This is a genomic window from Streptomyces sp. NPDC029674 (genome assembly GCF_044903205.1).
Lineage (GTDB): Bacteria > Actinomycetota > Actinomycetes > Streptomycetales > Streptomycetaceae > Streptomyces.
Window position 1 is genome coordinate 270,107 of the sequence record NZ_JBJDPY010000007.1, and the last position, 26,935, is coordinate 297,041.

Here is a 26,935-nt window from a genome sequence, read left to right on the forward strand (position 1 = left end):
AGCGCACCGACACTCCCGCACCACAGGGCACCGCGGGGGTCCTGTGGGGCCTCAGTCCTGAGTCCTCAGTCCTTGTGGACGGTGCCGTCCGGGTCGAGGCCGCGGAAGGACAGCAGCACGATCAGGATGCCGCCGCAGACGATCGCCGAGTCCGCGAGGTTGAAGACCGCGAAGCCCTTCGGGGCGATGAAGTCGACGACCGCACCCTTGAAGACGCCGGGCGAGCGGAACAGGCGATCGGTGAGGTTGCCCAGCGCCCCGCCGAGCAGCAGGCCGAGCGCGATCGCCCAGGGCAGGCTGTACAGCTTGCGGGCGAGCCGGGCGATCACCACGATGACCGCCGCGGCGATGCAGGTGAAGATCACCGTGAAGGCCTCGCCGAAGCCGAAGGCCGCGCCCGCGTTCCGGATGGCGGAGAGGCGGAGCCAGTCGCCGATCAGCTCGATCGAGTCGTGGTGCTCCAGCTTCGCCACCACGATCATCTTGCTGACCAGGTCCAGGGCGTACGCGACGACGGCCACCGAGAACAGCACGGCGATCTTGCGCTTGCCCCTGCCGCCGGGCCCGGCCTCGTCCCGCTGCCCGTCCTGACCGCCGGCCGCCGTCTCCTCGGAAGTCTCCTCGGAGTCCGAACCGGACTGCGCCGACTCGTCCCCGGCTGCCTCAGGGATGTCCGGCGTACCGATGATGCGCTCCGCCTCTGCCACGTGAGTCCCTCAACCTAGGTACCTGACTGGGGACGAGGGTACGGCACACACGTACGGTCCCCGGCTCCCAGGCCGCGGTCAGTAGCGCCGCTCCTGCTTCTGCTTGCACTCCACGCACAGCGTCGCGCGCGGGAAGGCCTGCATGCGCGCCTTGCCGATGGGATTGCCGCAGTTCTCGCAGAGGCCGTACGTCCCGGCGTCGAGGCGCTCCAGGGCGCGCTCGGTCTGCTCCAGCATCTCGCGCGCGTTGGCGGCCAGCGACATCTCGTGTTCCCGCGTGATGTTCTTCGTGCCGGTGTCCGCCTCGTCGTCGCCGGCCCCGTCACCGGAGTCCCGCATCAGCCCGGCGAGGGCGTCCTCGGAGACCGCGATCTCGCTGCCCAGCCGCAGCGCCTCGCTCTGGAGCTCGGTGCGGGCCTCCGCGACCTCTTCCGGGGTCCAGGGGTCCTCGCCCGGCCGTACCGCGAGCTCGCCGGGCTCCGCCGCCGCGCCACGCGCCTTGGGCACCGCCTTGGGTGCCGCCGCGGGCTGCTTCGCCGCTGTCGCCGTGCCCGGAGTCTTCTTCGCAACCACCGTCGTGGCTCCCGTCGTCTCCGCGGCCTCAGCCGCATCCTCGGCCGCGGACGCGGCCGTTCCGTTGTCCGTGCTCCGCCCGGTCGCGCTCTTCTTGGCCGCGCTCTTCTTGGCGGTGCTTTTCGCCGTCGAGTGCTCCTTGGCAGCGCTCTCAGGGCCCGCCTCGGTCTCCGCCTCCTGGGCCTCCTCGGCGGCGGTCTTCTTGACCGGGCCCGGCGCCTTTTTCGCCGATGCCTTTTTCGCCGGAGCCTTCTTTGCGGGGACCTTCTTCGCAGGGGCCTTCTTTGCAGAGGCCGCCTCATGCTCGGCAGCGGTGGCGTGCTCGGCCGCGGCCGCCCTCACCGGCTCCCCCATCACCGCCTTCTTCGCCACCGCCTTCTTCGCGGCGACCTTCTTGGCCACCGCCTTCTTGACGGCGGCCTTCTTGCCCACCGCCTTCTTCGCCGCTGCCTTCTCCCCCCGCACCGTCCCTTCGGCGTCGGACGCCGCCCCCGCGCCGGTGGATCTGCCGGACGCCGACTGCTGTACGGCGGTCTTCTTCGCCACCATGGCCGCGGCCCCTTCACATATTGTGATCTTGCTCGCGAATCGTGCTGGGACGATAAATCGACTCCAAGCCCGCGGCAACGGGGCACGCCGCCTGATCCGCCCGCCCCACGGGTGCCGCGCGGCGAGTCTGCATGCGTTGTGCCCAACTCCCCGGCGGGTAATCCGCCGGTGGACGCACGCCCGGATCCGCCCGTCCCGCATGTCGCCATTCGGGTCAGTCGTCACCTTCTCCCCCACCCGCCCCAGGACTCCCGGAAAAGCGGTCGGCCGCCCCGTACCGGGCGCCGTACACTGGGCGGCAGCGAGAAGCGTGGATGGGGACGAGTAGCGGCGTACGCAGCCATGAGCGACCCGGGGACGGTGTGAGCCCGGGGGCGAGCGCGACGTGAAGATCACCTCGGAGCCGCCGGAAGAACGCCGAAGCCCTCGGGCGGAGGTCAGTAGACCCGGTATCGCGACCCCAATGAGGGGGCTCACCGGCACAGACCCCGTTCCGGAGGGCCAAGGAGGGTGGTACCGCGGGAGCGCGCCGCACGAGGCGCACACGGCTCTCGTCCCTCCGACGGAAGGCAGCACATCCGCCGGAGGACTTCGTTGAATACGCCGCCGCAGTACCGTCAGGTGCCCGCCCAGGTCGACCTGCCCGCCCTCGAGCACGCCGTGCTCGACTTCTGGCGCGAGCAGAAGATCTTCGCCAAGAGCCTCGAGCAGTCCGAGGGCCGCCCCGAGTGGGTGTTCTACGAGGGCCCGCCGACCGCCAACGGCATGCCCGGTGCCCACCACATCGAGGCCCGCGTCTTCAAGGACGTCTTCCCCCGCTTCCGCACCATGCGCGGCTACCACGTGGCCCGCAAGGCCGGCTGGGACTGCCACGGCCTGCCGGTGGAGCTCGCCGTCGAGAAGGAGCTCGGGTTCAACGGCAAGAAGGACATCGAGGCGTACGGCATCGCCGAGTTCAACGCCAAGTGCCGCGAGTCCGTGACCCGGCACACCGACGCCTTCGCCGAGCTGACGACCCGCATGGGCTACTGGGTCGACCTCGACGACGCGTACCGCACGATGAACCCGGAGTACGTCGACTCGGTCTGGTGGTCCCTGAAGGAGATCTTCAACAAGGACCTCCTCGTCCAGGACCACCGCGTCGCCCCCTGGTGCCCCCGCTGCGGCACGGGCCTCTCCGACCACGAGCTGGCGCAGGGCTACGAGACGGTCGTGGACCCGTCCGTCTACGTCCGTTTCCCCCTCACCTCCGGTCCCCTCGCGGGCGAGGCCGCCCTCCTGGTCTGGACGACGACCCCCTGGACCCTCGTCTCCAACACCGCCGTCGCCGCGCACCCCGACGTCACCTATGTCGTCGCGACGAACGGTGAGGAGAAGCTCGTCGTCGCCCAGCCGCTCGTCGAGAAGGCCCTCGGCGAGGGATGGGAGACGACCGGCCAGACCTTCACCGGCGCCGAGATGGAGCGCTGGAACTACCAACGTCCGTTCGAGCTCGTGGAGTTCCCCGAGCCGGCGCACTACGTCGTCAACGCCGAGTACGTCACCACGGAGGACGGCACCGGCCTCGTCCACCAGTCCCCCGCCTTCGGTGAGGACGACCTCAAGGTCTGCCGCTCGTACGGCCTGCCGGTCGTCAACCCGGTCCGCCCTGACGGCACCTTCGAAGAGAACGTCCCCCTTGTAGGCGGCGTCTTCTTTAAGAAGGCGGACGAAAGCCTGACCAAGGACCTGGCCGACCGCGGTCTGCTCTTCAAGCACATCGCGTACGAGCACAGCTACCCGCACTGCTGGCGCTGCCACACGGCGCTGCTCTACTACGCGCAGCCGTCCTGGTACATCCGCACCACGGCCATCAAGGACCGCCTCCTCCAGGAGAACGAGAAGACCAACTGGTTCCCCGACTCGGTCAAGCACGGCCGCTTCGGCGACTGGCTGACCAACAACGTCGACTGGGCGCTGTCCCGCAACCGCTACTGGGGCACCCCGCTGCCCATCTGGCGCTGCGAGGAGGACCACCTCACCTGCGTCGGCTCCCGCGCCGAGCTGTCCGACCTGACGGGCACCGACCAGTCCTCCCTGGACCCGCACCGCCCCTTCATCGACGCGATCACCTTCACGTGCCCCCAGGAGGGCTGCTCCAGCACGGCGACGCGCGTGCCGGAGGTCATCGACGCCTGGTACGACTCGGGCTCGATGCCGTTCGCGCAGTGGGGCTACCCGTACAAGAACAAGGAGCTCTTCGAGAGCCGCTACCCGGCGCAGTTCATCTCGGAGGCCATCGACCAGACCCGCGGCTGGTTCTACACGCTGATGGCCGTCGGCACCCTGGTCTTCGACAAGTCGTCCTACGAGAACGTGGTCTGCCTCGGCCACATCCTCGCCGAGGACGGCCGCAAGATGTCCAAGCACCTGGGCAACATCCTCCAGCCCATCCCGCTCATGGACCAGCACGGCGCCGACGCGGTCCGCTGGTTCATGGCGGCCGGCGGCTCCCCCTGGGCGGCCCGCCGCGTCGGCCACGGCACCATCCAGGAGGTCGTCCGCAAGACGCTCCTCACGTACTGGAACACGGTCGCCTTCCAGGCGCTCTACGCCCGTACGTCGAAATGGGCCCCCAGCGACGCCGACCCGGCGCCCGCCGACCGCCCGGTCCTGGACCGCTGGCTGCTCAGCGAGCTGCACGCGCTCACCGACCAGGTCACCCAGGCCCTGGAGAGCTACGACACCCAGCGCGCGGGCAAGCTCCTGTCCGTCTTCGTCGACAACCTCTCCAACTGGTACGTGCGCCGCTCCCGCCGCCGCTTCTGGCAGGGCGACAAGGCGGCCCTGCGCACCCTGCATGAGGTCGTCGAGACGGTCACGCGCCTGATGGCCCCGCTGACGCCGTTCATCACGGAGCGTGTCTGGCAGGACCTGATCGTGCCGGTCACCCCCGACGCCCCGGAGTCCGTGCACCTCACCTCCTGGCCGGAGGCGGACCTCTCCGCCATCGACCCGGAGCTGTCGCAGCAGATGGTGCTCGTACGCCGCCTCGTCGAGCTCGGCCGTGCCACGCGCGCTGAGTCGGGCGTCAAGACCCGCCAGCCGCTCTCCCGCGCGCTGATCGCGGCCACGGGCTTCGAGTCGCTCAACCCTGAGCTGCACGCCCAGATCACCGAGGAGCTCAACGTCTCCTCGCTGGCGTCACTCTCCGAAGTCGGCGGTTCGCTGGTCGACACCACGGCCAAGGCCAACTTCCGGGCGCTCGGCAAGCGGTTCGGCAAGGGCGTCCAGGCGGTCGCCAAGGCCGTCGCCGAGGCCGACGCGGCCGCGCTCTCCCTGGCCCTGCCCGAGGGCACGGCGTCGGTCGAGGTCGACGGCGAGACGGTGACGCTGGCCCCGGACGAGGTCATCATCACGGAGACCCCGCGCGAGGGCTGGTCGGTGGCGTCCGAGTCCGGCGCCACGGTCGCCCTGGACCTGGAGATCACCGAGGAGCTGCGCCGCGCGGGCCTGGCCCGTGACGCGATCCGGCTGATCCAGGAAGCCCGCAAGAACAGCGGCCTGGACGTCGCCGACCGGATCGCCCTGCGCTGGGCCTCGGCGGACCCGGCGGTGGAGACGGCCCTGTCCGAGCACGCCGAGCTCATCGCGGACGAGGTGCTCGCGACCGACTTCGCACAGGGTGACGCGGACGACACGTTCGGACAGCCGTTCACGGATGACTCCCTGAAGCTGACGTTCCGCCTCCGCAAGGCGTAGCACTCCGGAAACCAGAAGGCCCGGTCCCGCCAGAGATCCTGGCGGGACCGGGCCTTCCGCGTTGCCCACCCACGTACGGCAAAGGGCCGGGCCCCCGGAAAATCCGGGGGCCCGGCCCTGAACGCTGCCGACGCCTAAGGCGTGGAAACGCCCGTCAGTTGTCGTCCTCGTCGATGAGGAAGCCACGCATCGGCGACGGAGCCTGCTGCATCGGCTGCTGGCCCTGCGGCCGCACCGGCGCCATCGGCTGGGTCATCGCCGGCGACATCTGCTGCTGGCCGCCGTAGGACGGGCCGCCGTTCTGCTGGTTGCCACCGCCCATCGACTGGTTGCCGCCGTACGACGGGGCACCCGCACCGGCCGGAGCCATCGACGGCGCCGGGGACGGCGGCAGCGAGGCGGTGGCCGGCGTACGCGGCGGGGCCAGCGAGTCGTCGGCCTGGGTCTCCAGCTGGCGCAGCTGCGACTCCAGGTAGGACTTCAGACGCGTGCGGTACTCGCGCTCGAAGCCGCGCAGGTCCTCGACCTTGCGCTCCAGCGTGGCGCGGGCGGACTCCAGGGAGCCCATCGCGACGCGGTGCTTCTCCTGCGCGTCCCGCTCCAGGGCGTCGGCCTTGGCACGGGCGTCACGCTCGAGGCCCTCGGCGCGCGAACGCGCCTCGCCGACGATCTTGTTGGCCTCGGAACGGGCCTCCGCGATCGCCTGGTCGGCGGTCTGCTGCGCCAGGGAGAGCACACGGGCGGCGCTGTCGCCACCGGGGCCCTGACCGGGCTGCGGCATCTGCGGACCGTGACCGCCCATGGGGCCACCCATGGGACCGCCCATCGGACCCTGACCCATCGGTCCCGGACCCTGCGGACCGCCCTGGGGGCCGTGTCCCTGGCCGTGGCCGCTGGGGCCTGCGGGCAGCTGCGGCGCGCCACCGGGCAGCTGAGGCGGGCCGCCCATGGGGCCACCCATCTGCTGCTGCTGGTGCGGCGGCACCGGCTGCGGACCTGATATTGCGGCGGGCACGGGGGCGCCCGGACCGCGCTGGTCCTGCGGCGGCCCGTCGGGGCCCTTGCGCATCCCGCCCTGCTGCTGGTTCTGCGCGGCGGCACGAGTGGCCGCGGCCAGCTTGGCGCGCAGGTCCTCGTTCTCGCGGAGCAGGCGGGTCAGTTCGGCTTCGACCTCATCGAGGAAGGCATCGACCTCGTCCTCGTCATAGCCTTCTCGGAGGCGGACGGTCGTGAACTGTTTGTTCCGCACGTCCTCGGGGGTCAACGGCATCTCTTCACCTCAACGTAGTCGTCGGCATTCGGCAAGACCGTATTAGACATCGCACTCATCACAGCTGACTCACGATGTGGATCAGGATGTAGACGATGATCATCAGTACGAAGAAGGACAGGTCGAGCGCCACGCCCCCGAGACGCAGCGGCGGAATGAACCGCCGCAGGAGCTTGAGCGGTGGATCAGTGACAGTGTAGGTGGCCTCCAGAACGACCACCATCGGCTTGCCGGGTTGCCATGAGCGGGCGAACTGGAAGACGTAGTCCATGACCAGCCGGAAGATCAGCACGATGAGGAAGCACATCAGCGCGATGTAAAGCACCTGCACGACCACGCTCATGTTCGCGGTTCCCTCTCCCCTGTTACTCGTACTTCGTCGTTCCGGTACTGCGTCTACGGCAACTACTGCATCACTGCGTCTCAGCTCTGGTTGAAGAACCCGCCCTCTGCGATGCGAGCCTTGTCCTCCGCCGTTACATCGACGTTAGCAGGCGACAACAGGAACACCTTCTGCGTCACTCGTTCAATGCTGCCATGCAGGCCGAAGACCAAACCGGCCGCAAAGTCGACAAGTCGCTTCGCGTCCGTGTCATCCATCTCGGTCAGATTCATGATCACCGGGGTGCCTTCACGGAAGTGTTCCCCGATGGTACGGGCCTCGTTGTAGGTCCGGGGGTGCAATGTGGTGATGCGGTAGGGCTCCCGCTCGGACACGACCTTGGGCATGATCACCGGTGCGTTCTTCTCCAGGCTCTGGCGTTCAGGTGTGATGGATGCCACGGGGGCGATTCGCGCCGGACGTCCGGATTCCGCGACTGCCGAAGCGGAATGGGCCGCCGGCTCGCGCGGGGCGGGCGGCTGCACCACTCGTACCGATTCATCCCGTTGTGACTGATGGGACTGGTGCGACTGATGCGGCGGTTCGTGCCTCCTGCGGTCGCGCTCGGGCTCCGGCTCGGGTTCGAACTCGTCATCGGGGTCGAACCCCGGACCGTCGTACCCATCGTCCTCCACGAGGCCGAGGTAGACCGCCATCTTGCGCATCGCGCCGGCCATGCTCTGAGTCCTCCGCTCTGTGGTGGATCGGCTGTCGTCGTCAACTGCCCGCGATCCACGAGGTATCCCCGCCCCAACAGCGAGAATGACCATATTTTCTGCTGTGGTCCGACTTCTTGGCGACGTTACCCGAGCCCGGGTCGGACTCCGAGTACCGCCGTACCGACGCGCACATGTGTCGCTCCGGCCGCCACAGCCTGTTCGAGGTCCGCACTCATCCCTGCCGACACCATGTTCGCAGCCGGATGAGCCGCGCGCATGAGGGTTGAGAATTCCATCAGCCGCTCGAACGCCGCCTGTTGCCGTCCCGCGTACGGTCCGGTCAGCGGCGCTACGGTCATCAGACCATCGAGCCGCAGCCCCGGCGCCCCCGCCACCAGCTCGGCCAACTCTTCGATTCCGCCGGGGCCCACGCCGCCGCGCTCGCCCCGCCCGTTCTCCTCGGCGTCGAGCGCGACCTGGATCAGACAGCCGAGTTCACGCCCGGCGCGCACCGCGGCCGTCGAGAGAGCTGTGACGAGCTTGGGACGATCCACGGACTGCACCAGATCGGCATAACCGGCAACGGAACGGACTTTGTTGGTCTGCAGCTGACCGACGAAGTGCCATGTGAGGGGCAGATCCGCGCACTCCGCGGCCTTCGGCGCCGCGTCCTGGTCACGGTTCTCCGCGACGTGCCGCACACCGAGTTCCGAGAGAATCCGCACATCGCCGGCCGGATAGGTCTTCGTGACCACGATCAGGGTCACTTCTTCCCGCTTGCGCCCGGCCGCCGCGCACGCCGCGGCGATGCGCTCCTCGACCTTCGCCAGATTTGCGGCGAGTTGAGACTTACGCTCCGTCATGCCCTATCAGTCCAGCCAGACATAGCCCGCGAGACGACCGGTGGTCCGGTCGCGGCGGTACGAGAAATGGTCACCGGATTCCAGCGTGCACACCGGCGACTGCTCCCGGTCGCACACCCCGAGCCGCTCCAGTTGGGCGTGCACCCCGGCGGTCACGTCGACCGCGGGCGTACCCCAACTCGTCCCGGCGTACGCCGCCGGCTCGACGGCGGCGACATCGGCGCGCATCGCCTCCGGCACTTCGTAACAACGCCCGCAGACGGCGGGGCCGGTGCGGGCGACGATGCGCCCGGGGTCCGCGCCGAGCTCCACCATCGCTTCGACGGCGGCGGGCACGACCCCGGCCACCATGCCGGGACGGCCCGCGTGCGCCGCGGCCGCGACCCCTGCCACCGGGTCGGCGAGCAGGACGGGCGTGCAGTCGGCGGTGAGGACGGCGAGGGCGAGGCCCCTGCGTGCGGTCACCACCGCGTCGACGGCCGGGACCTCGGCATCGGAACCCCAGGGCCCGTCGACCACGGCGACGTCGCGGCCGTGCACCTGGTTCATCCAGACGACCATGGACGGGTCGATGTCGAGGGACTTGGCGGCCAGCGCGCGGTTGGTGCGCACGGCCTCGGGGTCGTCGCCGACCGCGCCGCCGAGATTGAGCTCTTCGTACGGAACGGCGCTCACCCCGCCCCACCTGTCGGTGAAGGCGAAGTGCGCGCCGCTCGCGGTGCTGTGCTCGCTTATCACTTCAAGAAGTCCGGCACGTCCAGCTCTTCGGCCTGGCTGTCCTGGTAGGGACGGGCCGGCGGCACCTGCGGCGGGGCCGACGGCGCGGACGGGGCCTCGCTCACCGGGGCCGGCTCCGCGGGCTCCGGGGCCGAGGGCTCGTCGCGCGGGGTGACGCTGCCGAGGCTGCCGAAGGACGGGCGGGACGATTCGGCAGGGCGGGACGTTGCCGAGGACGGTGCGGGCTCCTCGCGCTTGGGCGTTCCCGAGGAGGCCGAGCCGAGGACGTTGTCCCGCTTGGACGGTGGCTGGCCGCCGTCGAAGCCCGCCGCGATGACGGTGACCCTGACCTCGTCACCGAGCGCGTCGTCGATGACCGCGCCGAAGATGATGTTGGCCTCGGGGTGGGCGGCCTCGCTGACCAGTTGGGCCGCTTCGTTGATCTCGAAGAGGCCGAGGTCCGAGCCGCCGGAGATGGAGAGCAGCACGCCGCGGGCGCCGTCGATGGACGCCTCGAGGAGCGGCGAGGAGATCGCCATCTCGGCGGCGGCCACCGCGCGGTCGTCGCCGCGGGCGGAGCCGATGCCCATGAGCGCCGAACCGGCCTCGGACATGACCGACTTCACGTCGGCGAAGTCGAGGTTGATCAGGCCGGGGGTGGTGATGAGGTCGGTGATGCCCTGGACACCGGAGAGCAGGACCTGGTCCGCCGACTTGAAGGCGTCGAGGACGGAGACCTGCCGGTCCGAGATGGAGAGCAGCCGGTCGTTGGGGATGACGATGAGGGTGTCGACCTCTTCGCGCAGCTCCGCGATGCCGTCCTCGGCCTGGTTGGCGCGGCGGCGGCCCTCGAAGGTGAACGGCCGGGTGACCACGCCGATGGTGAGGGCGCCGAGCGAGCGCGCGATGTTGGCGACGACGGGTGCGCCGCCGGTGCCGGTGCCGCCGCCTTCGCCGGCGGTGACGAAGACCATGTCGGCCCCCTTGAGGACCTCCTCGATCTCCTCGCGGTGGTCCTCTGCGGCCTTGCGGCCGACGGCCGGGTTGGCGCCGGCGCCGAGGCCGCGGGTGAGTTCACGGCCGACGTCGAGCTTGACGTCGGCGTCGCTCATCAACAGGGCTTGCGCGTCGGTGTTGATGGCGATGAACTCGACGCCCTTGAGACCGACCTCGATCATCCGGTTGATGGCATTGACACCACCGCCGCCGACACCGATGACTTTGATGACTGCGAGGTAGTTCTGCGGTGCTGCCACGTCGAAGGCCTCTCGCCTCGAGTTACGTGTCGCCGTTTCGCATCGATGCGATGCGGCGACTGATGCCGAATGGGACGGTCCGAACGCCGACCCGAACCCTAACGCTGAAGTTTAGGGTTACCAGTGTGTCTGTTCCTTGGACTCTTCCGAACAGGACACTAAGTCGACAAGTGGCGCACGTTCAACGAACACGCCGAACCTCCCGTTTTTCTTTTCACCCTATGTGATCAGCCGTAGCGCTGCCGAACCAGGGTGCTGGCCTGCGACGATATGCGTCAACTCCCCGCTGACGCAGGCGCGGTGGGGACGCTCACGTCGAAGTGCCGTGCCTTGGGAGCCGCTTTCATCAGCGCGATGAGGGTAGTGGCCTTGGACCGCCCCTTCTCGGCGCTGCCCCAGTCGACGGTGCGCTCACCGCTCAACTCCAGCGAGATGGAGTCGTACGAGCGGACCTTGAGGCTCCGGGTGTCGCGGGCCACCGCTTCGGGCAGGTCACCGGCGACCCGCACCGCCTCGCGCAGCAGCCGGTCGGTGCCGAACCGGCGCAGACTGGCCGCTCCGCTCTCCCGGTCCAGCGCCAATTCGAGCTCCGGCACCCCCTTGGGCGCACGCTCGACCGTGGCGAATCGCACTCCCTCGGCGTCCACTTCGACGAACTTTCCGCCCTTTTCGAGAAGGAGAACCGGCTTGCGCTCCGTCACTTCGAGTCCGATTCCGTGCGGCCACGACCGGACGACGTCAACCGAGTCAATTCGGGGCAATTTCGAGCGCAGCCGGTCTTCGATGGCTTCCGTGTCGACCGAAATCAGTGGTTCCCCGACGGGTGCGCCGGCCGCCTCGCGCACTTCCTCGGGGGTCAGGACGCGGGTTCCCGAGGTCGTCACGCGCTCCAGGCGCAGCCACTGCGAGCCATAGAGCGCCCAGAGCCCGCCGGCGCCGAGCAGCGCGCCGAGCGCCAGGACGGCGACCAGGGTGCGCGAACGCGGCAGCCGGACGCGGCGGGTGCGCTGCGGGCGGGGCGGGCCGGACTTCTTCTGCTGCCGTCGTTCGGCGGTGGTCGGTCCGGCCACGGTCCCCTGCCTTCTCACGCGTTACGGCGTGACGCAATCGCCTCGTACACCATGCCGACGAGGAGGTCGTCGGCGTCCCTGCGGCCGAACTCCGAGGCCGCGCGGGACATCTCGTACAGCCGGTGCGGGTCGGCCAGCACGGGCAGGACGTTGCCCTGGACCCACTCGGGCGTCAGTTCCGCGTCGTCGACGAGGAGTCCGCCGCCGGCCTTGACCACCGGCTGGGCGTTGAGCCGCTGTTCGCCGTTGCCGATCGGCAGCGGGACGTACGCGGCGGGCAGCCCGACGGCGGAGAGTTCGGCCACGGTCATCGCGCCCGCGCGGCAGAGCATCATGTCGGCAGCGGCGTACGCGAGGTCCATCCGGTCCACGTACGGTACCGGGATGTACGGGGGCATCCCCGGCATCTGGTGCACCTGCGGCAATTCGTTCTTCGGGCCGACCGCGTGCAGGATCTGGATGCCCGCCCGCTGGAGCACCGGCGCGACCTGCTGGACGACTTCGTTGAGCCGCCGGGCGCCCTGCGAGCCGCCCGAGACGAGCAGGGTCGGCAGGTTCGGGTCGAGCCCGAAGGCGGCGCGCGCCTCCGGGCGGACCCGGGCCCGGTCGAGCGTGGCGATGGTGTGCCGCAACGGGATGCCGATGTAGCGGGAGTTGCGCAGCTTGCTGTCGGGGGTGGCGACAGCCACCCCGTGGGCGTACCGAGAACCGATCTTGTTGGCGAGGCCGGGCCGCGCGTTGGCCTCGTGCACCACGATCGGCGTGCCCGTCCGCTTGGCCGCGAGGTAGCCGGGCAGGGCCACGTAGCCGCCGAAGCCGACGACGCAGTCCGCCTTGGTGCGCTCCAGGATCTGCTCGGCCGCCTTGATGGTGCCGCGCAGCCGCCCCGGGACGGTGATCAGTTCAGGGGTGGGCTTGCGCGGCAGCGGGACGGCCGGGATCAGCGCGAGTTCGTAGCCCCGCTCGGGTACGAGCCGGGTCTCGAGTCCACGCTCCGTGCCCAGGGCCGTGATGCCCACGGTCGGGTCCTGCCTCCGCAGGGCGTCCGCGAGGGCGAGCGCGGGCTCGATGTGGCCGGCGGTCCCCCCACCGGCGAGTACGACATGCACCGAAATTCACCGCTCTCCGGACGAACGCGCCTTGACGCGCCGTCGCATCGTGTTCCATCTCACCCGAGGTTGCCGCATGGCCAGGGCCGCCTTCGCCGCGGGGTCCGATCGCGCGAAGGCGATGAGGAGTCCGATGGCGAACATGGTCGGCAGCAGGGCCGAACCCCCGTAGGAGAACAGCGGGAGCGGGACACCGGCGATCGGCAGCAGACCGAGCACCGCACCGACGTTGATCACGGCCTGCGCCGTGATCCAGGTGGTCACGCCTCCCGCGGCATACCTCACGAAGGGGTCCTCCGTGCGTCCGGCCACGCGGATACCCGCATAGCCTAGAGCCGCGAACAGGGCGAGCACCGACAGTGTCCCCGCCAGACCGAGTTCCTCCCCGGTGATGGCGAAGATGAAGTCCGTGTGGGGTTCAGGAAGTTGACCCCATTTTTCCACACTCGCGCCGAGTCCGGAACCGAAGAATCCGCCGGAGGCCAGGGCGTAGATCCCGTGCACGGCCTGCCAGCACTGGTCGCCGGGGCCGGGCTCCGTGGCGCCGATGCACGCGAGCCGGGCCATGCGGTTGGGGCTGGTCTTGATGAGGATCACACCGAGCAGCGCCGCGATGCCGAGCACGCCGGCGAAGAGCCGGGTGGGCGCTCCCGCGAGCCAGAGCAGGCCGAAGAGGATCGCGGTGAGAATGATCGCGGTGCCCATGTCGCCGCCGAGCATGATGAGTCCGAGCAGCATGAAGGCGACCGGCACGAGCGGCACCAGCATGTGCTTCCACTGGGCGAGGAGCCGCTTGTCGTGTTTGCGTGCGAGCAGGTCGGCGCCCCACAGGACCAGGGCGAGCTTGCCGAACTCACTGGGCTGGAGCTGGAAGGGGCCGCCCAGGTAGATCCAGTTCTGGTTGCCGTTGACGCTGCGCCCTATCCCCGGGACCTGCACGAGGACCATCAGGAAGACGGTCACCGCGAGGATCGGATAGGCGAGCGCCCGGTGCAGCTTGATGGGCATCCGCATGGCGGCCAGGAGCAGGCCCGCGCCGAGCACGGCCGCCACGAACTGCTTGCGGAAGAAATAGGAGGCGGGCAGGTCCAGCTGCAGCGCCTGGATCATCGAGGCCGAGTAGACCATCACCAGGCCGAGCCCGGTGAGCAGCAGGCTGCTGCCGAGGATGAGGTAGTACGCGGTGAGCGGCCGGTCCCACGCCCGGCGGAGCCTGTTCAGGAGCCGCCGGGGACCGCTCTCGCCCATGGGGTGGGAGGCACCTCTGGCGCGTACCGGAGCCGGTCGTTTGGCGACCCGCACGGAAGACCTGGCCACGTTCCCCTCCCAAGGGTGTGCCCGGCGCCCGCCCGGGCGCAGAGAGCCGGTCAGGCGCGCGTGGGGCCGAGTCCGCGGACGGCGTCCGCGAACGCTTCACCACGCTTGTTGTAGTTGGTGAACATGTCCATCGACGCACAGGCCGGAGCCATCAGCACGGTGTCCCCCGGCTGAGCCAGCTCGGCCGCCCGCCGTACCGCCTCGGACATCGCCCCAGTGTCGGTCCGGTCGAGGTCGACGACCGGGACCTCGGGGGCGTGTCGCGCGAGGGCTTCGCGGATCAGCTCGCGGTCGGCGCCGATGAGGACGGCACCCCGCAGCCGCTTCGCGGCGCCCGCGACGAGCTCGTCGAAGGTGGCGCCCTTGGCGAGCCCGCCGGCGATCCAGACGATCGACTCGTACGCCGCCAACGACGCCTGAGCGGCGTGGGTGTTGGTGGCCTTGGAGTCGTCGACGTACGCGACGCCCTCGACGTCGGCGACGTGTTCGATGCGGTGGGCGTCCGGGCGGAAGGCGCGCAGCCCGTCCCGTACGGCCGTCGCCCGCACGCCGAAGGCGCGCGCGAGGGCCGCCGCGGCCAGCGCGTTGGCGATGTTGTGCGGCGCGGGCGGCTGGACGTCGGAGATCTCGGCGAGCTCCTGGGCCTGCTTCTGGCGGTCCGGCACGAAGGCACGGTCGACCAGGATGCCGTCGACGACGCCCAGTTGCGAGGGCGCGGGCGCGTTCAGCGTGAAACCGATGGCGCGGCAGCCCTCTTCGACGTCGGCCTCGCGGACGAGGTCCTCGGTCGCCTTGTCCGCGACGTTGTAGACGCAGGCGATCCGGTTGCCCTCGTAGATGCGGCCCTTGTCGGCGGCGTACGCCTCCATGGAGCCGTGCCAGTCCAGGTGGTCCGGCGCGAGGTTGAGGACGGCCGCGGAGTGGGCGCGCAGCGAGGGCGCCCAGTGCAGCTGGTACGAGGAGAGCTCGACGGCGAAGACGTCGTACGCGTCGTCGCCCTCGAGGACCACGTCCACGATCGGGGTGCCGATGTTGCCGACGGCGGCCGTGCGCAGGCCCGCCGCCGTCAGGATCGAGGCGAGCATCTGCGTGGTCGTGGTCTTGCCGTTGGTGCCCGTGACGGCCAGCCAGGGGGCCGCGTCGGGGCCGCGCAGCCGCCAGGCGATCTCGACGTCGCCGACGACGTCCACGCCCGCCTCGGCGGCCGCGGCGAACAGCGGCGACGACGGCTTCCAGCCCGGCGAGGTGACGACGAGGTCCGTGCCGGGCGGCAGGCTCTCGGCGTCTCCCAGGCGTACGGAGATGCCCTCGCTCTCCAGCGAGGCCGCACGTTCCCGGTGCGCGTCTCCGGAGCCGCCGTCCACGACGGTGACCGTCGCGCCGAGGCCGGCCAGGGCGCGGGCGGCGCTGACGCCGCTCACGCCGAGACCGGCGACGGTGATGTTCCTGCCCTGCCAGTCGGACACAGAGGTCACTTTTCGGCTGCCCATCCCGCGTAGAAGAGACCGAGGCCGACGATCACGCACATGCCCTGGATGATCCAGAAGCGGACCACGACAAGGACCTCGGACCACCCCTTGAGTTCGAAGTGGTGCTGGAGTGGCGCCATCCGGAAGACCCGCTTACCGGTCATCCGGAACGAGCCGACCTGGATGACGACCGACATGGTGATCAGGACGAAGAGGCCGCCGAGCAGCGCGAGGAGCAGCTCCGTGCGGGAGCAGATCGCGAGGCCCGCGAGCGCGCCGCCGAGGGCGAGCGAGCCGGTGTCGCCCATGAAGATCTTGGCGGGCGAGGTGTTCCACCACAGGAAGCCGAAGCAGGCGCCCATCAGTGCGGAGGCCACCACGGCGAGGTCGAGCGGGTCCCTGACCTCGAAGCACGCCTGCGGGTTGGTCAGCGTCGTCGCGTTGGCGCAGGACTCCTGGTACTGCCAGACACCGATGAAGGTGTAGGCGCCGAAGACCATCACGGAGGCGCCGGTGGCGAGGCCGTCCAGACCGTCGGTGAGGTTCACGCCGTTCGACATCGCGAGGATCATGAACAGCGCCCAGACCACGAACAGGACCGGGCCGATCGACCAGCCGAAGTCCGTGACGAACGACAGCTTGGTGGAGGCCGGGGTCTGGTTGCGGTTGTCCGGCCAGTTCAGCGCGAGCACGGCGAAGCCGATGCCGACGATCAGCTGGCCGGCCATCTTCGCCTTGGCGCGCAGACCGAGCGAACGCTGCTTGACGATCTTGATGTAGTCGTCGAGGAAGCCGACGAGGCCCATGCCCGCCATCAGGAAGAGCACCAGCAGGCCGGAGAGCGTGGTCTCCGTGCCGGTGATGACCTTCGTGAGGAAGTACGCGATGAGCGTGGCCAGGATGAAGGCGATACCGCCCATGGTCGGCGTACCGCGCTTGCTGTGGTGCTCGCGCGGGCCGTCGTCCCGGATGAACTGGCCGTAGCCCTTGCGGGCAAGCAGCTTGATCAGCAGGGGGGTGCCGACCAGGGTCAGGAAGAGCCCGATCACACCCGCGAAGAGGATCTGCCTCATCGGCCGGAGACCTGCCCCTCAGAAGACACCGCGGTGTCGTCGAGCAGCGCCGTGGCGACCCGCTCGAGACCGACCGATCTGGACGCCTTCACCAGCACGACGTCTCCCGCGCGCAGCTCGCTGCGCAGCAGGTCGACCGCCGCCTGTGCGTCGGACACGTGCACCGACTCCTCACCCCACGAACCCTCGTTGTATGCGCCCAGTTGGAGCCAGGACGCTTCCCTGCCCCCGACTGCCACGAGCTTGCTCACGTTGAGCCGGACGGCAAGTCGTCCGACCGCGTCGTGCTCGGCGAGACCCTCGTCCCCGAGCTCGGCCATCTGACCGAGCACCGCCCACGTACGACGCCCCTTGCCCATGGCCGCGAGCGCGCGCAGGGCGGCTCGCATGGACTCGGGGTTCGCGTTGTAGGCGTCGTTGACGACCGTCACGCCGTCCGGGCGCTCGGTGACCTCCATCCGCCAGCGGGACAGCGTGCCCGCCTCGGAGAGCGCGAGGGCGATCTCGTCCACGGACATGCCCAGCTCATGGGCGACGGCGGCCGCGGCAAGCGCGTTCGACACGTGGTGCTCACCGTACAGCCGCAAGGTCACGTCGCTGCACCCGGAGGGTGTGTGCAGCGTAAAAGCAGGCTGTCCGTTACCTGTGAGCCGGACATTCTCCGCGCGTACGTCGGCGTCCTCGGCCTCTCCGAAGAGGAGCACCCGCGCCTTCGTGCGCGACGCCATCGCGCGGACGAGCGGGTCGTCGGCGTTGAGGACCGCGGCGCCGTCCGCGGGCAGCGACTCGACGAGCTCACCCTTCGCTTGTGCGATCTGCTCGCGTCCGCCGAACTCGCCGATGTGGGCGGTTCCGACGTTCAGGACGAGGCCGATCTTCGGCGGCGTGAGCCCGGTGAGGTACCGGATATGGCCGATTCCGCGCGCTCCCATCTCCAGGACGAGGAAGCGCGTCTCGTCGGTGGCGCTGAGCGCGGTGAGCGGCAGGCCGATCTCGTTGTTCAGCGAGCCCGGCGTCCAGACGGTGGGCGCGTGGCGCCGGAGGACCTGCGCGAGGAGGTCCTTGGAGCTGGTCTTGCCGACGGAGCCTGTCAGCGCCACGAGGGTCGCGCCGAGTCGCTCCACGACGTGCCGGGCGAGGGCGCCGAGCGCCGCCTGCACGTCGTCGACGACGATGGCGGGCACGCCGACGGGCCGCGAGGCGAGGACGGCCGCGGCGCCTGCCGCGACGACGTCCGCCGCGTAGTCGTGGCCGTCGACGCGCTCGCCGACGAAGGCGACGAAGAGGCTGCCGGGCTCCACCTCACGGGAGTCCCGGACGACGGGTCCGGTGACCTGGACGGCCGGATCCGGTATGTCGTACGTCTGCCCGCCGACGACGCTGGCGATCTCGGCGAGGGAGAGGGCGATCACAACTTCATCCCTGGGTTTGCTGGATAGCTTCGCGAAGCACCTGGCGGTCGTCGAAGGGACGCACCACCCCGGCGATGTCCTGCCCCTGCTCGTGGCCCTTGCCCGCGACGAGGACGGTGTCACCCGGCCGCGCGCGGACGACGGCCGCGCGGATGGCGGCCGCGCGGTCCTCGAACACGGCGACGTCGCCGCGCTCGTGGGCCGGTACCTCGGCGGCGCCGGCGAGCATCGTGGCGAGGATCGCGAGGGGGTCCTCGCCACGGGGGTTGTCGGAGGTCAGTACGGCGGTGTCGGCGAGGCGGGCCGCGGCCGCGCCCATCGGCATCCGCTTGGTCTTGTCGCGGTCGCCGCCGCAGCCGAGCACGATGTGCAGCTTGCCCTCGGTGACCTTGCGCAGCGCGCGCAGGACCGATTCGACGGCGTCCGTCTTGTGGGCGTAGTCGACGACGGCGAGGTAGGGCTGGCCCGCGTCGACGCGCTCCAGGCGGCCGGGGACGCCCGGCACCGCGCCGATGCCGTCGGCGGCCTGCTGCGGGTCGATGCCCGCGACGGCCAGCGAGACGATCGCGGCGAGGGTGTTGGCGACGTTGAAGGGTCCTGCGAGCGGCGACTTGGCGTTGATCCGCTCGCCGTCGGGGCCGACCGCGACGAACGTCGAGTCGAGCGGTCCGACCACGACGTCCTCGGCGCGCCAGTCGGCGTCCGGGTGGCCCTCGGCGGAGAAGGTGGTGACGGGCACTTCCGACTCGGTGATGAGCCGGCGCCCGTACTCGTCGTCGAAGTTGACCACTCCGAGGCGCGAGCGGTGTTTGGTGAACAGCTGGGCCTTGGCCTGGAAGTAGTCCTCCATGCCGGAGTGGAACTCCATGTGCTCCGGGCTGAGGTTGTTGAAGACGGCGACGTCGAAGACGCAGCCGTCCACCCGCCCGAGCACCAGCGCGTGGCTGGAGACCTCCATGGCGACCGCCTCGACGCCGCGCTCGCGCATCACCGCGAACAGCGCCTGGAGGTCGGTGGCTTCGGGGGTCGTGCGCTCCGACTTGATGCGCTCGTCGCCGATGCGCATCTCCACCGTGCCGATGAGGCCGGTCGAGCGGACGCCCTTGAGGCCGCCCTCGATGAGGTACGCGGTGGTGGTCTTCCCGGAGGTGCCGGTGATGCCGATCTGCAGCAGGTCGCGGCCGGGGTGGCCGTAGACCGTCGCCGCCAGCTCGCCCATGCTGCCGCGCGGGTCGTCGACGACGAGCACCGGCAGGCCGGTCGCGGCCGCGCGTTCGGCGCCGGTCGGGTCGGTGAGCACCGCGGCGGCACCGAGGTCGGCGGCCTGCGCGACGAAGTCGGCACCGTGCAGCCGGGCGCCGGGCAGCGCGGCGTAGATGTCGCCGGGCCGCACGGCACGCGAGTCGTGCGTGATACCCGTGATCCGCGCACTGCCCGGGTCGGCGACGCCCAGCTGGCCCGCGAGCTCCGTCAGCGAGGCCGGGGAGACCTCGGCCGGCCGCGGCGGTCCCGGATATGTCACGGGAACGCCCTTCTGGGTGGTTTGGGACTGATCAGCGTGTGGCACGGCGGTGAGCGTACCGGGCGTACCCCCCGCGGGGCGAAGTGAGGGGCGCGGCGCCGGGTGGTTCCCCGGGTCCGGGGTGATCGTTGTCACGAGCTGTTCCTGGTGGGTCTCAGGGCTTGAAGGTCACCGGCAGGCGGGCCGGGCCGCTTCCGGTGGGCGGTACTTGGAGCGTCTTGAGGGCGAACTCCATGACTTCCTTGTAGATGGGGCCGCAGATCTGGCCGCCGAAGTAGCTGCCCTTGGTGGCGTTCTGGATCGCGCAGTAGACCGTGACGCGCGGCTTGTCGGCGGGCGCGAAACCGGCGAACGACGAGGTGTAGCCCTTGTAGCGGCCGGTCGCCGGGTCGACCCGGTTGGCCGTACCGGTCTTGCCCGCGACGCGGTAGCCGGGGATGCGGGCCTTGGTGCCGGTGCCCTCTTCGTCGTCGACGACGGACTCGAGCATCTGCGAGACGGTCTTCGCCGTCTTCGCACTGACGACCCGGGTCTTCTTGGGCTTCGGCGCCGGCGTGAAGCGGCCGTCGGGGCCCTTGGTGCCGCGCACCAGGGTGGGTTCGATGCGTACGCCGTCGTTGGCGATGGTCGAGTAGACGGAGGCGGCCTGCATGGCGTTGATCGAGACGCCCTGGCCGAACGGGATCGTGAACTGCTGCGAGGTGGACCACTTGTCGGCGGGCGCGAGGATGCCGGAGGTCTCGCCGGGGAAGCCGAGCCCGGTCTCCTTGCCGAGGCCGAACTTCCGCAGGTACGAGTAGAGGACCCGGTTGACCTCCTTCTGCGTCCTGCCGAGCTCTCCGGTGGCGAGGATCGTGCCGATGTTGGAGGACTTGGCGAGCACTCCGTTGAGCGTCAGGTGCCAGGTCGGGTGGTCGATGTCGTCCTGGAAGAGGCGGTCGCCGCGGTGCAGCCGGTTGGGCACCGTCACATGGGTGCCGGGCGTGGCCGCGTTCTCCTCGAGCACGGCGGCCATCGACATGACCTTGGCGGTGGAGCCGGGCTCGAAGGCGTCCTGGAGCGCGGCGTTGCCGAGGGCGGTGCCGTCGGCCTGCGAGAGGTCGTTCGGGTCGAAGCCGGGGGCGTTGGCCATCGCGAGGACCTCGCCGGTCCGCGTGTCCTGCACTATCACGTAGCCGCGGTCGGCCTGGGACTTCCTGACCTGCTCGCTGATGGCGTTCTGCGCGGCCCACTGGATGTCGCGGTCGATGGTGAGCTCGACGTCGGAGCCGGGCACGGCGGGCGTCTCCGTGGAGCCCGCGGTCGGCACCTGGCGGCCGCCGGACTGGGCGTAGCGGACCTTGCCGTCCTCGCCGGCCAGCTTCTTGTCGAGCTGGGCCTCCAGGCCGCCCGCGCCCTTGCCGTCGGAGTTGACCCAGCCCAGTATCCCGGCGCCCAGGTCGTCGTTGGGGTAGACCCGCTTGCTGCTGGGGTCGGCGAGGACGCCGGCCAGCACGTTCGGCGACGCCGGGTCGGTGCCCGCCTTCTCGGCGAGCGCGCCGCGCAGGTCCTTGATCTGCTTCCAGACCTGGGGGCTCTGGCGGCGGGCGAGCAGGACGTAGCGCGTCTTGGGGGTCTTGAGCTTCTTGGTGAGCTCGGCGACGTCCTTGTCGAGGATCGGGGCCAGCAGCGCGGCCGCCTGCTCGGGCGCGTCGTCGGTCTTCATCTCCTTCGGCGTGAAGAGCGTGGGGTCCGCGGTGATGTCGTACGCGTCCACGCTGGCGGCGAGTTCGACGCCGGCGCGGTCGGTGATGCGCCCGCGCTCGGCGGCCAGGGTGTGGGTGAAGTAGCGGTTCTTCTCCGCCTTCGCGGCGTACGCGCTCGCGTCGACGGCCTGCACCTGGAGCAGCCGTACGACGAAGGCGAGCATCACCAGCGTCAGGCCGAGGCTGACCATGCGCAGGCGCGGCCGGGGGCTGCCCAGGCGGATGGTGCGGGCCTTGCCCTTGCCCTTGGCGGCGGGGCGGCGGGCGGCGGGGCGACGGCCCTGCGCGGGGCGGCGCGGGGCGGACGGCCTGGCGGGGCGGGCGGGCTTCGCGGGTCCTGGCACCCGGCGCCGCGGGGGTTCCCTGTCGGACACTTGCGTCACCTGCCGGAGGTCGTCGGGGGGCTGGGCTGCGCGGGCGGCGGCGGGGCGGCCGGGGCGGGGGCGGACGGCGGGGGCGCGACCGGGACGGAGACGGTGGCCGCGGGGGACGCCACCTCCTGCGGACGCGGCGCGGGGTACTGCAGCGCGGAGGGCCGGGCGGCGGTGCGGGGCACGCCGCGCACGGTCCCGTCGGGGTTCAGGAAGGCCGGGTCGCCGCCGGGGACCATGCCGAGCTCGCGGGCGCGGCGCTGGAGGGCGTCGGGGGCGGCATAGCCGTCCACGTCGCGCTGGAGCTCCTGCTCCTCCTCGGTGAGGTCCTTGGTCTCCTTCTTCAGCTCGCTCAGCTGGAACGAGCCTTCGTTGAGGGAGGAGTTCAGGATGAGCAGCGCGATCAGGCCGCCGCCGAGGAGCAGCACGACGAGGAGGACGAAGGGGGTGCGCGCGGCCTGGCTCGGGCCCTGGGGCAGCAGCCGCGCGAGGCGGGCGGCCCGCCCCCGCAACTCGGGCTTCTTGCTCATGGAGCCTCCTCGCGGACTCTGATCAGCGGACTCTGATCAGCGGGTGCTGCTCAGCGGACGTCTTCGCGTACGCGCTGGGCGCCCCGCAGCCGGGCCGGGGCCGCCCTGCGGTTCTCGGCGACCTCTTCCTCTGTGGGAAGTTCGGCGCCGCGCGTCAGAAGCTTGAGCCGCGGCTGGTAGCGCTCGGGGACGACGGGCAGGCCGGGCGGCGCGGTCGTCGCGGCGCCGGCCGCGAAGACCTGCTTCACCAGGCGGTCCTCCAGCGAGTGGTACGAGAGGACGGCGATCCGGCCGCCGACGGCGAGCGTCTTCACGGCCGCCGGGATGGCCCGTTCAAGCACGCTCAGCTCGCCGTTGACCTCGATGCGCAGGGCCTGGAAGGTGCGCTTGGCGGGGTTGCCGCCGGTGCGCTTGGCCGCCTGCGGCAGCGAGTCACGGATCAGCTCGACGAGCCGCGCGCTGTTGGTGAACGGCTCCTTCTCGCGCTCGCGGACGACGGCGCCGACGATGCGCTTGGCCTGCTTCTCCTCGCCGTACTGGCGCAGGATCCGCACCAGTTCACCCGGTGCGTACGTGTTGAGGACCTCGGCCGCGCTGATGCCGGTCGTCTGGTCCATGCGCATGTCGAGGGGGGCGTCCTGGGCGTACGCGAAGCCGCGGTCGGCCTCGTCGAGCTGCATGGAGGAGACGCCGAGGTCGAAGAGGACGCCCTGGACGCGGGGGATGCCGAGGCGGTCGAGCACGTCGGGGAGTTCGTCGTAGACCGCGTGCACCAGGGTGGCCCGGTCGCCGTAGGGGGCGAGCCGCTCACCGGACAGGCGCAGCGCTTCCTTGTCGCGGTCCAGGGCGACGAGACGGGCGGCCGGGAAGGTGGCGAGGAGGGCCTCGCTGTGGCCGCCGAGTCCGAGGGTGCAGTCGACGACGACGGCGCCCGGCTCGGCGAGCGCGGGGGCCAGCATGTCCAGGCACCGCTGGAGCATCACCGGGACGTGTCGGCTGTTGTCGCTCAAGGGGCCCTCTCAGGTCGGCGCGGTCAGCGCACGCACCGCCGGGTCCCCACCCGCTCCGTGAAGGGGAATGGACTGCTGGCGCCGGGGAAGTGGCGTCAGCCGACCGGGAGCGGGAGGAGGCCGAGCCGTACGTACGCGCCGCGCACGTGGGGGGATTCTGGGAATCCCCGGGATGTGCGGTCCAGCAGGGAGCAGGTCACGTCTCCCGCTTCGCGTCACTTTAGTCCACCGTGTCTCCCGGTCAATCAACCGGCCTGCGCGTCGCGGACCGGCCCGGACAAGGGTGCCCATCCCGCCGCGTCACCCGTTCGGGCGTACCCCGACCGGCCTGTGGGTTAGCTCACAACAAGAGTTTTTGGCGTTCTTTGTCCCTCCTCACAGCGGGCCCCGACGATCAACGAGCATTAACGTCGTAGCCATGTCGACTTCCGCAGCCTCCTCGGACAACACCCCCGCTGAGCCCATCGGCGACATAGCCGTCGGTACGGTCACCGACCGTCTCGTGGACGCGAACGCCAAGTACGCGGCCCAGTTCACCGACCCCGGCATGGACGCCCGCCCCGTCCTGGGCGTCGCCGTCGTCGCGTGCATGGACGCCCGTCTCGACCTGCACGAGGCGCTCGGCCTCGAGCTGGGCGACTGTCACACCATCCGCAACGCGGGCGGCGTGGTCACCGACGACGTCATCCGCTCCCTGACCATCAGCCAGCGCGCGCTCGGCACCCGCAGCGTGGTGCTCATCCACCACACCGGGTGCGGCCTGGAGTCCCTCACCGAGGAGTTCCGGCAGGACCTGGAGAACGAGGTCGGACAGCGCCCGACGTGGGCCGTCGAGTCCTTCCGCGACGTCGAGCAGGACGTGCGGCAGTCGATGGAGCGGGTGCGGACCTCGCCGTTCCTGCTGCACACCGACGACATCCGGGGGTTCGTCTTCGACGTGAAGACGGGGCTGCTGCGGGAGATCGATCCCGCCTGACTGACAAAGCATCGTAAGACCCGACAAATCGGCGCCAGTTATCCACAGGCGAGTGACACGACCCGGTATGCCCAACAACAATGCGGGGGGTGGCGTCACGCAGAACCATTCATGTGTGACGCCCGTGAATTCGGGGTGTACCGGGCCGCACGCTTGAGTGGCGGTCCGAATGGGGTATCCCCTGCTCCTTGGGAGCTTGGGGAAGGGCCGAGGAGGGCCGGGTGACGACCTATGACGATCGAGCGAGCCTCACAGATCTGACCACCACAGCGGAGCGTGTCCGCAGGTCGGTGGAGAGTGTGATCGAGGGCAAGCCAGAGGTCGTACGGCTTTCGCTGACCGTGCTCCTGGCGGAGGGGCACCTGCTGATCGAGGATGTGCCGGGCGTGGGCAAGACCATGCTCGCCAAGGCACTGGCGCGGTCCATCGACTGCTCCGTGCGCAGGATCCAGTTCACACCGGACCTGCTGCCTTCGGACATCACCGGCGTGTCCATATTCGACCAGCAGCGCAGGGACTTCGAGTTCAAGCCGGGGGCGATCTTCGCGCAGATCGTGATCGGCGACGAGATCAACCGCGCGTCTCCGAAGACGCAGTCCGCGCTCCTGGAGTCCATGGAGGAGCGCCAGGTCACCATCGACGGGCAGACCTACGAACTGCCCAGCCCGTTCATGGTCGTGGCCACCCAGAACCCCGTCGAGATGGAGGGCACCTACCCGCTGCCCGAGGCCCAGCGCGACCGCTTCATGGCGCGCGTCTCGATCGGCTATCCGGGACCCGAGGCCGAGCTCCAGATGCTCGACATCCACGGCGGCGTCTCGCCCCTGGACGACCTCCAGCCGGTGGCGCACGCACACGACATCGTGAAGCTCATCGACGCCGTGCGCACGGTCCACGTGGCCGACCCCGTGCGGCGGTACGCGGTGGACCTGGTCGGCGCGACCCGCAACCACCCGGACCTCAGACTCGGGGCGTCCCCGCGCGCGACGCTGCACCTGCTGCGCGCCGCCAAGGCCTCCGCCGCGCTCAGCGGCCGCGAGTTCGCCCTGCCGGACGACGTGCAGGCGCTGGCCGTCGCCGTCCTCGCGCACCGCCTGCTGCCCACGGCACAGGCCCAGTTGAACCGGCGTACGGCAGAAGCCGTCGTCCTGGAGATCCTGCAGCGCACCCCGGTGCCCGCCGCCATACCGCCAGGCACCGGTGCCTACTTCAACCAGCAGCCGCCCGGCGCCCGGAGGCTGTGATGGCGCTCGGGGGGAGCCCGGCGGCCCCCGCCGAGGACGAGAAGGGCGGGGTGCGCACGGCCCTCGCCGGACTGACCACACGCGGGCGTTCCTTCCTGGCGGCCGGTGTCGCCGCCGCCGTCTGTGCCTACGTCCTGGGCCAGAGCGACCTGCTGCGCGTCGGGCTGCTGCTCGCCGTGCTGCCGCTGGTCTGCGCCACCGTCCTGTTCCGCACCCGCTACCGCGTCGCGGGCAGCCGCAGGCTCTCCCCCGCGCGCGTGCCCGCCGGTTCGGAGGCCCGCGTCCACCTGCGGATGGACAACGTGTCACGGCTGCCCACCGGGCTCCTGATGCTCCAGGACCGGGTGCCGTACGTGCTCGGGCCGCGCCCCCGCTTCGTGCTCGACCGCGTCGAGGCGGGCGGCCGGCGCGAGGTGTCCTACCGGGTCCGCTCCGACCTGCGCGGCCGCTATCCGCTGGGGCCCCTGCAACTGCGCCTGACGGACCCGTTCGGGATGTGCGAACTGACGCGCTCCTTCTCGACGTACGACATGCTGACGGTCATCCCGCGCGTGACGGCGCTGCCGCCGGTGCGGCTCACCGGTGAGGCGAAGGGGTACGGCGACGGGCGCAACCGCTCGCTGGCGCTGGCCGGCGAGGACGACGTCATCCCGCGCGGGTACCGGCACGGCGACGACCTGCGCCGGGTCCACTGGCGCTCCACCGCGCGCTACGGAGAGCTGATGGTGCGCCGCGAGGAGCAGCCGCAGCGGGCCCGCTGCACGGTGCTCCTGGACACCCGGGGCGTCGGCTTCCGGGGCGCGGGGCCGGACTCGGCCTTCGAATGGGCGGTGTCGGGCACGGCGTCCGCCCTGGTCCACATGCTCGAACGGAGCTTCTCGGTGCGCCTGTTGACCGACACGGGGATGTCCGTGCCGGGCGAGGGCTCGGACGGTTTCGCGGGCTCCGGCCAGGAGTCGGCGGACGCGGCCGGACTCATGATGGACACCCTCGCGGTGATCGACCACTCGGACGGCGCCGGGCTCTCCCGCGCCTACGACGTGCTGCGCGGCGGCAACGAAGGCCTCCTCGTCGCCTTCCTCGGCGATCTGGCGGAGGACCAGGCGGCGGTGGTCGCCAAGATGCGCCAGCGCAGCGGCGCCGCGGTCGCCTTCGTCCTGGACAGCGCGGCCTGGGCACAGGGCCAGGGTGCCCCGCCGTCCGAGGCCGGTGACGCGCGCGTGCGGATGCTCCGCGAGGCGGGCTGGACGGCGCTCGCCGTGCCGCCGGGGGCGGACCTCGCGGACCTGTGGCGGCAGGCGGACCACGCCCGCACGAGCGCGGGCCCCGCGCCCACGGCGGGCACGACGACCGGGGGATGGGCATGAGCG

Annotated in this window: 22 protein-coding genes; 4 read left to right on the top strand and 18 right to left on the bottom strand. The window is 70.7% G+C overall.

Annotation, left to right across the window (positions count from 1 at the left end; all coding sequences use genetic code 11):
- Window positions 1-65: 65 nt before the first annotated feature.
- Complete coding sequence (gene lspA, locus ACI2L3_RS19250; protein WP_404753539.1) at window positions 66-707, bottom strand: signal peptidase II; 642 nt, start codon at window positions 705-707, stop codon at window positions 66-68.
- 78 nt (window positions 708-785) lie between these two features.
- Entirely contained in the window at window positions 786-1,829 is a 1,044-nt protein-coding gene (locus ACI2L3_RS19255) for a TraR/DksA family transcriptional regulator (protein WP_404753540.1), read from the bottom strand.
- A gap of 594 nt (window positions 1,830-2,423) precedes the next feature.
- Between ACI2L3_RS19255 and ileS the strand changes: the two genes are divergently transcribed.
- Window positions 2,424-5,570: an isoleucine--tRNA ligase gene (ileS, locus tag ACI2L3_RS19260; protein ID WP_404753541.1), complete on the top strand. Its 3,147-nt coding sequence runs from the start codon at window positions 2,424-2,426 to the stop codon at window positions 5,568-5,570.
- 154 nt (window positions 5,571-5,724) lie between these two features.
- Here the strand turns inward: ileS and ACI2L3_RS19265 are convergent, their stop codons facing one another.
- The 16 genes from ACI2L3_RS19265 to rsmH all read right to left on the bottom strand — a co-directional run bounded on the left by ACI2L3_RS19265 (window position 5,725) and on the right by rsmH (window position 23,345).
- Entirely contained in the window at window positions 5,725-6,840 is a 1,116-nt protein-coding gene (locus tag ACI2L3_RS19265; protein WP_404753542.1) for a DivIVA domain-containing protein, read from the bottom strand.
- A gap of 58 nt (window positions 6,841-6,898) precedes the next feature.
- Window positions 6,899-7,183: a YggT family protein gene (locus ACI2L3_RS19270; RefSeq protein ID WP_150166801.1), complete on the bottom strand. Its 285-nt coding sequence runs from the start codon at window positions 7,181-7,183 to the stop codon at window positions 6,899-6,901.
- An 80-nt stretch (window positions 7,184-7,263) separates the two neighbouring features.
- Entirely contained in the window at window positions 7,264-7,899 is a 636-nt protein-coding gene (locus ACI2L3_RS19275; protein WP_404753543.1) for a cell division protein SepF, read from the bottom strand.
- A 125-nt stretch (window positions 7,900-8,024) separates the two neighbouring features.
- Window positions 8,025-8,744 (bottom strand): YggS family pyridoxal phosphate-dependent enzyme, encoded by a 720-nt coding sequence (locus ACI2L3_RS19280; RefSeq protein ID WP_404753544.1) that lies wholly within the window; start codon window positions 8,742-8,744, stop codon window positions 8,025-8,027.
- Between the two features lie 6 nt (window positions 8,745-8,750).
- Window positions 8,751-9,482 (bottom strand): peptidoglycan editing factor PgeF, encoded by a 732-nt coding sequence (gene pgeF, locus ACI2L3_RS19285; protein WP_404753545.1) that lies wholly within the window; start codon window positions 9,480-9,482, stop codon window positions 8,751-8,753.
- On the bottom strand, window positions 9,479-10,717 hold the full coding sequence (gene ftsZ / locus ACI2L3_RS19290) for a cell division protein FtsZ (protein ID WP_404753546.1): 1,239 nt from the start codon (window positions 10,715-10,717) through the stop codon (window positions 9,479-9,481). The genes pgeF and ftsZ overlap by 4 nt, the downstream gene beginning before the upstream one ends.
- Window positions 10,718-10,992: 275 nt before the next feature.
- Window positions 10,993-11,787: a cell division protein FtsQ/DivIB gene (locus ACI2L3_RS19295; RefSeq protein WP_404753547.1), complete on the bottom strand. Its 795-nt coding sequence runs from the start codon at window positions 11,785-11,787 to the stop codon at window positions 10,993-10,995.
- A 14-nt stretch (window positions 11,788-11,801) separates the two neighbouring features.
- The gene (murG, locus tag ACI2L3_RS19300) at window positions 11,802-12,896 is read right to left on the bottom strand and encodes an undecaprenyldiphospho-muramoylpentapeptide beta-N-acetylglucosaminyltransferase (RefSeq protein WP_362992424.1); all 1,095 of its coding nucleotides are present in this window, start codon (window positions 12,894-12,896) and stop codon (window positions 11,802-11,804) included.
- Window positions 12,897-12,902: 6 nt separating this feature from the next.
- Entirely contained in the window at window positions 12,903-14,213 is a 1,311-nt protein-coding gene (gene ftsW, locus ACI2L3_RS19305) for a putative lipid II flippase FtsW (RefSeq protein ID WP_404753548.1), read from the bottom strand.
- A gap of 50 nt (window positions 14,214-14,263) precedes the next feature.
- On the bottom strand, window positions 14,264-15,703 hold the full coding sequence (gene murD / locus ACI2L3_RS19310; protein ID WP_404753549.1) for a UDP-N-acetylmuramoyl-L-alanine--D-glutamate ligase: 1,440 nt from the start codon (window positions 15,701-15,703) through the stop codon (window positions 14,264-14,266).
- Complete coding sequence (gene mraY, locus ACI2L3_RS19315; protein WP_125512299.1) at window positions 15,685-16,755, bottom strand: phospho-N-acetylmuramoyl-pentapeptide-transferase; 1,071 nt, start codon at window positions 16,753-16,755, stop codon at window positions 15,685-15,687. The genes murD and mraY overlap by 19 nt, the downstream gene beginning before the upstream one ends.
- Window positions 16,752-18,167, bottom strand: a complete 1,416-nt coding sequence (murF, locus tag ACI2L3_RS19320; protein ID WP_404753550.1) for a UDP-N-acetylmuramoyl-tripeptide--D-alanyl-D-alanine ligase — start codon at window positions 18,165-18,167, stop codon at window positions 16,752-16,754. Before murF ends, mraY begins: the two co-directional genes overlap by 4 nt.
- 4 nt (window positions 18,168-18,171) lie before the next feature.
- The gene (locus ACI2L3_RS19325) at window positions 18,172-19,824 is read right to left on the bottom strand and encodes a UDP-N-acetylmuramoyl-L-alanyl-D-glutamate--2,6-diaminopimelate ligase (protein WP_404753551.1); all 1,653 of its coding nucleotides are present in this window, start codon (window positions 19,822-19,824) and stop codon (window positions 18,172-18,174) included.
- A 19-nt stretch (window positions 19,825-19,843) separates the two neighbouring features.
- Entirely contained in the window at window positions 19,844-21,808 is a 1,965-nt protein-coding gene (locus ACI2L3_RS19330; protein WP_404753552.1) for a peptidoglycan D,D-transpeptidase FtsI family protein, read from the bottom strand.
- 5 nt (window positions 21,809-21,813) lie between these two features.
- Window positions 21,814-22,335 (bottom strand): hypothetical protein, encoded by a 522-nt coding sequence (locus ACI2L3_RS19335; RefSeq protein ID WP_404753553.1) that lies wholly within the window; start codon window positions 22,333-22,335, stop codon window positions 21,814-21,816.
- Between the two features lie 50 nt (window positions 22,336-22,385).
- Complete coding sequence (rsmH, locus tag ACI2L3_RS19340; RefSeq protein WP_404753554.1) at window positions 22,386-23,345, bottom strand: 16S rRNA (cytosine(1402)-N(4))-methyltransferase RsmH; 960 nt, start codon at window positions 23,343-23,345, stop codon at window positions 22,386-22,388.
- A gap of 418 nt (window positions 23,346-23,763) precedes the next feature.
- On the opposite strand from rsmH, the gene ACI2L3_RS19345 reads away from it, so the two are divergent.
- From ACI2L3_RS19345 to ACI2L3_RS19355, 3 genes are all read left to right on the top strand, one after another.
- Window positions 23,764-24,321, top strand: a complete 558-nt coding sequence (locus ACI2L3_RS19345; RefSeq protein WP_404753555.1) for a beta-class carbonic anhydrase — start codon at window positions 23,764-23,766, stop codon at window positions 24,319-24,321.
- Window positions 24,322-24,542: 221 nt separating this feature from the next.
- Window positions 24,543-25,565 carry an AAA family ATPase gene (locus ACI2L3_RS19350; RefSeq protein WP_404753556.1) on the top strand — a complete coding sequence of 341 codons (1,023 nt, stop codon included), beginning with the start codon at window positions 24,543-24,545 and terminating at the stop codon, window positions 25,563-25,565.
- Window positions 25,565-26,932: a DUF58 domain-containing protein gene (locus ACI2L3_RS19355; protein WP_404753557.1), complete on the top strand. Its 1,368-nt coding sequence runs from the start codon at window positions 25,565-25,567 to the stop codon at window positions 26,930-26,932. Before ACI2L3_RS19350 ends, ACI2L3_RS19355 begins: the two co-directional genes overlap by 1 nt.
- Window positions 26,933-26,935 lie beyond the last annotated feature (3 nt).

What these genes read in the sequence shown, in the direction of transcription:
- mraY (WP_125512299.1), bottom strand. Translation starts at nt 16,755, where the DNA reads ATGAGGCAGATCCTCTTCGCGGGTGTGATCGGGCTCTTCCTGACCCTG.
- ACI2L3_RS19275 (WP_404753543.1), bottom strand. Translation starts at nt 7,899, where the DNA reads ATGGCCGGCGCGATGCGCAAGATGGCGGTCTACCTCGGCCTCGTGGAG.
- murD (WP_404753549.1), bottom strand. Translation starts at nt 15,703, where the DNA reads ATGGGCAGCCGAAAAGTGACCTCTGTGTCCGACTGGCAGGGCAGGAAC.
- ACI2L3_RS19280 (WP_404753544.1), bottom strand. Translation starts at nt 8,744, where the DNA reads ATGACGGAGCGTAAGTCTCAACTCGCCGCAAATCTGGCGAAGGTCGAG.
- ACI2L3_RS19270 (WP_150166801.1), bottom strand. Translation starts at nt 7,183, where the DNA reads ATGAGCGTGGTCGTGCAGGTGCTTTACATCGCGCTGATGTGCTTCCTC.
- ACI2L3_RS19265 (WP_404753542.1), bottom strand. Translation starts at nt 6,840, where the DNA reads ATGCCGTTGACCCCCGAGGACGTGCGGAACAAACAGTTCACGACCGTC.
- ACI2L3_RS19335 (WP_404753553.1), bottom strand. Translation starts at nt 22,335, where the DNA reads ATGAGCAAGAAGCCCGAGTTGCGGGGGCGGGCCGCCCGCCTCGCGCGG.
- ACI2L3_RS19345 (WP_404753555.1), top strand. Translation starts at nt 23,764, where the DNA reads ATGTCGACTTCCGCAGCCTCCTCGGACAACACCCCCGCTGAGCCCATC.
- ACI2L3_RS19255 (WP_404753540.1), bottom strand. Translation starts at nt 1,829, where the DNA reads ATGGTGGCGAAGAAGACCGCCGTACAGCAGTCGGCGTCCGGCAGATCC.
- ACI2L3_RS19355 (WP_404753557.1), top strand. Translation starts at nt 25,565, where the DNA reads ATGGCGCTCGGGGGGAGCCCGGCGGCCCCCGCCGAGGACGAGAAGGGC.